Below are 1767 nucleotides of genomic sequence, written 5' to 3'. Positions count from 1 at the left end.
GGCGAGCTGGTCGTACGCCTGGTCGAAGGCGTCCCGGCCGCAGTCGGTCAGGGCGAACACCTTGGCCGGGCGGCCGCGCCCGCGGGTCCCGTAGACCCGCTGGTCGCGTGGTTCCACGATGCCCTCGGCGACGAGGGCGTCGAGATGCCGCCGGACGGCGGCGGGGGTGAGTTCGAGCCGGTGGGCCAGGTCGGCCGCGGTCGAGGGGCCGTGGTCGAGGATGGAGCGGACCACGCGGTTGCGCGTCCCGTCCCCGGGCACGGCGGCACCGGCGGCCGGCCCGGCCGCCTGGTCCTTCGCGGTGCTCGCACCCGGGTCCATGTTTTTCACAACGCCATTGTTGCTTAATTCGCCGCGATGCGACAAGCCGGGCCCCGATCACCGCGCGGTGGAATACGTCACTAAGGGTTACCTAAGTTCCGTACGGGCGCGGCCCGCCCCTGGCGTGAACCCTCCCGGGGCGGCGCCGGCCGGCCCCGCGGGCTCTTTAGACTCGCACTCATGCAACAGCCCTCCACCGACGCGGCCGTCGCGGTGTCCGGCCTCGTCAAGCGGTACGGCGAGAAGACCGCCGTGGCCGGGCTCGGCCTCACCGCCGCCCGCGGCGACGTCACCGCCGTCCTCGGCCCCAACGGCGCGGGCAAGACGACCACCGTCGAGATCTGCGAGGGCTACCGCCGGCCGGACGCCGGCACCGTCCGCGTCCTCGGCCGCGACCCCCTCGCCGACGCCGCCGAGCTGCGGCCCCGCGTCGGCGTGATGCTCCAGTCCGGCGGCGTGTACCCCGCCGCCAGGGCGGAGGAGATGCTGCGGCACATCGCCCGCCTGCACGCCCACCCCCTCGACGTCGTCGCCCTGATGGAGCGGCTGGGCCTCGGCTCCTGCGGCCGCACCCCCTACCGCCGGCTCTCCGGCGGCCAGCAGCAGCGGCTCGCCCTGGCCATGGCCGTCGTCGGCCGCCCCGAGCTGGTCTTCCTCGACGAGCCGACCGCCGGCCTCGACCCGCAGGCCCGCCGCGCCACCTGGGAGCTGATCCGCGAGCTGCGCGCCGACGGGGTGTCCGTGGTGCTCACCACGCACCACATGGACGAGGCCGAGCAGCTCTCCGACAAGGTCGCGATCATCGACGGCGGCCGGCTGCTGGTCGAGGGCACCCCCGAGGAGCTGTGCCGCGGCGGCGCGGAGAACACCATGCGCTTCACCGGCCGCGCGGGCCTCGACCTCGGCTCGCTGCTGAAGGCGCTGCCGCCGGAGACCGCGGCGCTGGAGCTGGCCCCGGGCTCGTACCGGATAAGCGGCGAGATCAACCCGGAACTGCTGGCCACGGTCACGACCTGGTGCGCGCAGAACGGGGTGCTGCCGGAGCAGATGACGGTGGAGCGGCGCACGCTGGAGGACGTCTTCCTGGAGCTGACGGGGAAGGATCTGCGCTCGTGAACAGGACCATCCGGGGGTACGGGCGAAAGGATCCGCGCGCATGAGTGCTCGGCAGGCGGGGACCGGCGTCTACGCGCCGCGCCCCGGGGCGGCGCCGCTGCCCCGCATGGTCGCCGCACAGGCGGGACTGGAGACCCGGCTGCTCCTGCGCAACGGCGAGCAGCTGCTCCTCACCCTCATCATCCCGGCGGTGCTGCTGCTGCTCTTCAGCACGGTCGACGTCGTCGACACGGGCCCCGGCCGGCGCGTCGACTTCCTCGCCCCCGGCGCCATCGCGCTCGCCGTCATGGCCACAGCCTTCACCGGCCAGGCCATCGGCACCGGCTTCGA

The 1767-nt window shown here is 74.3% G+C and carries 2 protein-coding genes and 1 pseudogene; 2 read left to right on the top strand and 1 reads right to left on the bottom strand.

All coding sequences use genetic code 11. The annotated features are described in order from the left end of the window. The coding region (locus tag H5J30_RS31070; protein WP_181790843.1) for a helix-turn-helix transcriptional regulator at positions 1 to 321 on the bottom strand (321 nt) is incomplete at its 3' end. 180 nt (positions 322 to 501) lie between these two features. Here H5J30_RS31070 and H5J30_RS31065 point away from each other — a divergent pair. Both H5J30_RS31065 and H5J30_RS31060 read left to right on the top strand, forming a co-directional pair. Then, the gene (locus H5J30_RS31065; protein ID WP_181790841.1) at positions 502 to 1437 is read left to right on the top strand and encodes an ABC transporter ATP-binding protein; all 936 of its coding nucleotides are present in this window, start codon (positions 502 to 504) and stop codon (positions 1435 to 1437) included. Positions 1438 to 1477: 40 nt separating this feature from the next. After that, positions 1478 to 1767, top strand: a pseudogene (locus H5J30_RS31060) (ABC transporter permease); the annotation flags it as partial.

Origin of the sequence: Streptomyces phytophilus (assembly GCF_013870535.1) — a bacterium.
GTDB classification, from domain to species: Bacteria; Actinomycetota; Actinomycetes; order Streptomycetales; family Streptomycetaceae; genus Streptomyces; species Streptomyces phytophilus.
The sequence above is the reverse complement of the archived record's forward strand: the minus strand, read 5'-3'. Positions and strand labels throughout refer to the sequence as shown.

Bases quoted from the DNA above. Each gene is read 5' to 3' on its own strand.
- H5J30_RS31065 (WP_181790841.1), top strand. From the start codon at position 502: ATGCAACAGCCCTCCACCGACGCGGCCGTCGCGGTGTCCGGCCTCGTC.